This window comes from Roseinatronobacter domitianus (assembly GCF_023336755.1).
GTDB lineage: Bacteria > Pseudomonadota > Alphaproteobacteria > Rhodobacterales > Rhodobacteraceae > Roseinatronobacter > Roseinatronobacter domitianus.
Genome location: NZ_JALZWP010000041.1, coordinates 1 through 3958 on the forward strand (window position 1 = coordinate 1; position 3958 = coordinate 3958).

Consider the following 3958-nt stretch of genomic DNA (forward strand, 5'->3'; position numbering starts at 1 on the left):
ATTATGTTCGGCAGGCTCAAAGACTGGAGGCGCGTGGCAACCCGCTACGACAGGTGTCCCAAGGTCTTCCTCTCGGCCATCGCGCTCGCAGCCGTCGTCATATACTGGTTATGAATCCTGACCCTAGGTAACGTTCCCGTATAATTTTGTGCAACAGAGCCGTCAAATTATGATAAATTTAAAATGTATTTCTAACAAAACTTCCACATAAACAGGGTTCAGTTCAGTCTACTTTTAGCCAGCGCTTAAACGTTGTGAGCGATCTTCATTCAATCCTTCATGGGGGTGAAGATGCTAACCGTTCAACTATACAATATCATCAGAGACGATACAGCAAGAGGCCCGATCTCGGGCACTCAAGGTGATGACCATATCATCCATCATCGCGAAGGCGACGCAATCGATCACTCGGGCACCGGCTTGGTCGGCTTTGTAGGGAATGATACCCTTGAAGCGTCGGTTCCTGTAAGTGGTCAAATTCATATGTTTGCAGGGCCCGGCGATGACCATTTGATCCTTGATGTCACAAAAGCAAGTAATGCGGCAGGCATGCAGGGTCATCATGCATATGGCGGCACTGGTGCTGACACCTATGAATTCACTAATCTTGCAAATAACCATTCACCGATTGTTGGACGACTAGATACTTTCAACCCAACAGAAGATATAATTAAAATTGAAGGCCAAGTGATTGATCTTGAAAATCTCCCACAGACGATCACCTTAGATACAGGAGAAAGCTTTGCGCTAAGGGTTATAAGCATTGAACATCCAGAGTTTGCTGGTGAAGACCTTGGAGCTCAGTTCTTCTTGGCGATCGGAGATGACATATTCTATGCATTAGATGGCGCTCGTGATCTTAAAAATGGTCTTTCTGATCTAATTGGCGAAGAACGGCACTTTCTGTTACCTAGTGCGTTGGATGCACTCCGGAGTGCAGAAGCCGTTGATTATTTCAATCCGAAGAATTTCGTTCCGACTGAGTTTTATGAGAGTTATGGCGATAACGTAGAGCTTTTATGGACTCCTCCCGGAGAAGAAGTCGTAATTACGCCTAATTCGGACTATCCAACGCATCTATACGCCGGAAAAGTAAATACCAACGCGATTAGCTCGCGTGGTGAGCAAACAATAACCGGAAGTGACCAAGCTGACATAATCGACGCAAACACAGGAAATGACACTGTATTCGGTGAAGGTGGAGACGACCTGATTGCGGGTGGTATAGACAACGATTATCTCGATGGCGGTTCAGGCAACGACAGTATGTGGGGCGGTGATGGAAATGATACGTTGCTTGGTAGGGATGGCAATGACTATCTTCACGGTGGACGTGGAAATGACATTATCAATGGCGGCGATGGATCCGATATAATTGTTGCTGGGTCTGGAGATGATACTCTCACTGGCGGTGGATCTGAAAGCGATATAAATCAATTTCATTTCTCAAATGATGATGGTCATGTTCTTATTACCGATTTCAAAGTGGGAATTGACAAAATATCACTTCAGCATGAAATTGACCCCCTTACAGTGGAAATAATTGAGGGTGATAGTGGGAACGTAATAGTAAATTATGGGCAAGAAGCATCAATAGAGCTCGAGAATGTTTCTTTAGAAGAATTTCAAGACGCTGCCACTGTAAGGTCTTCAGAGGATAACCCAATAATATCGATTTCTGTAAATCCTGAAGATCAGCTCGCACAACAGATTTTAGCTGAAAGCGGCTTTTATGGGGAAAATGAACCACCAACCCTTGAAATAGAAGGGGTGCAGTATGGTTCAGAGGCTTTTGATGAGGATAGCGCTGGTGGATATTTCTATGCTCAGGATGACGAACCTGAGCCAGAGCCAGAACCCGTTGATCCCTGGCCTATCCCAACTTGGCCGTCAACTCCTGCGGATGACGACCCCGATGACGATGATGTCGTCCACGATGACGATGACGATGATAGCAATTCCGAAAGTTGTTTTGTGGCAACGGCTGCTTATCAAGACCCTTGGCACCCAGAAGTCGTATATTTGCGTCGTTTCCGAGATCAATGGCTCGTTAACCGCGCATGGGGAAGGGCGTTTGTGCGCTTCTACTGGACGGTGGGACCAATACTAGCGGTTCCGGTGAGGAAGAGTCCTATGCTTCAGGATTTTTCAAAAAAAATTATCCGAATTTTGATTGTAGCCTTCAAGCGGAAGCTTGAATAGTGCGCGGTTCTCCTCGGATGTTTTCCCTATTTAGTAAGATCATGCAGCATCAGGTGGCATTTGATCAACGTCATGATCTGAACATCTCCGGTTTGCAGGCTATGGTCGTCATGATTTCGCCTCAAGGAAGTCAGTCCAAAAAAAAATTTGGTTACACTCTCTTAAGGAGATCAAAATGCGCCTGTTTTCTGAGCACGTCGAGGTTTTTTGTGAAGAGCTCAGGACAACGATGCCCTGAGCTTTTTCTTCAATGTGAGTGCCCAAAGGCATTTCACGCATGTTTTTCCAGTAAGTTGATAAGTTTATCTGCTCGTTTCTATTGATACGACGGTTTGGTGAACAAATGGTGTATTTTTGGATTGGAAAAGCATTATTTAAAACCTATCATCAATGAGGCAAAACACTGCGAATTGTTGCAGTTATGCGGATGGTATGAACAAACCCGACCCTGCCCGCACGCGCGCGAGAAGCTATTGTTCCCCACCTGACGTAAGTTTCCCATCTGTGGTCTGGTGTGCCATTGTCGGGTCATGAGACGCGATGACATCTGCCTGTATCTGAGCCCCGCTAACCGTGCACAGCTTGAAGCCCTGGTCACCGACCGTAACACACCGCGAAAGCTGGTCTGGCGGGCCGAAATCGTGCTGGCGACGGCGGACGGCTATGGGACTTTCGAAATCATGCGTCGCGCGAACACGTCGAAGCCGACCGTCTGGCGCTGGCAGGAGCGCTACCTTGACGAAGGGGTAGCGAGCTATTGTCGAGTATGGTGTCCAAGCGACCCTCATGCGGCGGCTTGATCTTGGGTTGATGGCTTGATGCCATTGACGAAATCGACGCCTTGGATGACGTCGGCGAGATGGGCAAAACCGCGCAGCTTGCGCCAGCTTTTTTCTGCGCATTGCCCGAGCTTGAACATCATGTGCAGCATGCCGTCTCTGCTGAGACAGCCCTTGGTGCGTTTGGTCCGGTGCCGGATTGTGGCAAATGCGCTTTCGATCGGGTTTGATGTGCGGATGCTCTGCCAATGCTGGGCCGGGAAGTCGTAGAAGGTCAGCAACTCGTCGCGATCCCTGATCAGGCATTCGGTGGCCTTTGGGTATTTCGCCTCGAAGGTTTCTATGAACAGATCGAATGCGTGATGCGCGTCCTCTCGCGTTTCCGCCTGCCAAATGTCATGCAACATCTTCTTGGCCTTGGGCTGGGTCCGCTTGGGCAGGTAATTCAGCACGTTGCCGGATTTGTGAACCCAACAGCGTTGCTGGCGGGTGCCTGGGTAGATCTCCTCCAAGGCGGCCCAGAACCCCATTGCGCCGTCGCCGATGGCGAGTTTCGGAGCGGAAAGCCCACGACTTTTCAGGCCGAGAAGCACTTCGCGCCAGCTCTGAGTGCTTTCTCTCACGCCGTCTTCTATGGCCAGAAAATGCTTTTCTCCCCGCGCGTCGACCGCTATCACAACGAGCACGCAGAGCCGGTCATCGGTACCACGCAAGCCGCTGTAGATGCCATCCGCCCAGACATAGACCCATTCGTCGCGGCTAAGATCGGTCTTGCGCCAGTCTGTTGATTGTCACTGAGAACTGACCCGGCATTGTCACCGAGAACTGACCCACCCAGTTGTTATGTTCTGCGTGTCATGTTGGGGTCAATGGTGGTGTTTCCTTCCGTTTCTTTTTCGCTGTTTCGGAGCTGGCCTTGAAGCGGTAACTGTCGTTGCCGGTCTCCAGAATGTGGCAGCGGTGGGTGAGGCGATCGA

The 3958-nt window shown here is 49.5% G+C and carries 3 protein-coding genes and 2 pseudogenes; 3 read left to right on the plus strand and 2 right to left on the minus strand.

The features are described from left to right. From M3N55_RS16520 to M3N55_RS16530, 3 genes and pseudogenes are all read left to right on the plus strand, one after another. Positions 1-114, plus strand: a pseudogene (locus tag M3N55_RS16520) (IS5/IS1182 family transposase); the annotation flags it as partial. Between the two features lie 177 nt (positions 115-291). After that, entirely contained in the window at positions 292-2202 is a 1911-nt protein-coding gene (locus M3N55_RS16525; RefSeq protein ID WP_249060961.1) for a calcium-binding protein, read from the plus strand. Positions 2203-2732: 530 nt separating this feature from the next. Then, positions 2733-3002 carry a helix-turn-helix domain-containing protein gene (locus tag M3N55_RS16530; RefSeq protein ID WP_428982688.1) on the plus strand — a complete coding sequence of 90 codons (270 nt, stop codon included), beginning with the start codon at positions 2733-2735 and terminating at the stop codon, positions 3000-3002. On the opposite strand, the pseudogene M3N55_RS16535 reads toward M3N55_RS16530, so the two are convergent. Together M3N55_RS16535 and M3N55_RS16540 are read right to left on the minus strand one after the other, a co-directional pair. Continuing rightward, positions 2987-3760: pseudogene (locus M3N55_RS16535) on the minus strand (IS256 family transposase); the annotation flags it as partial. The gene M3N55_RS16530 and the pseudogene M3N55_RS16535 sit on opposite strands and share 16 nt — an antisense overlap. Positions 3761-3836: 76 nt before the next feature. Then, positions 3837-3958, minus strand: a 122-nt coding sequence (locus M3N55_RS16540; RefSeq protein WP_249060327.1) for an ATP-binding protein, incomplete at its 5' end; no start/stop codon positions are given.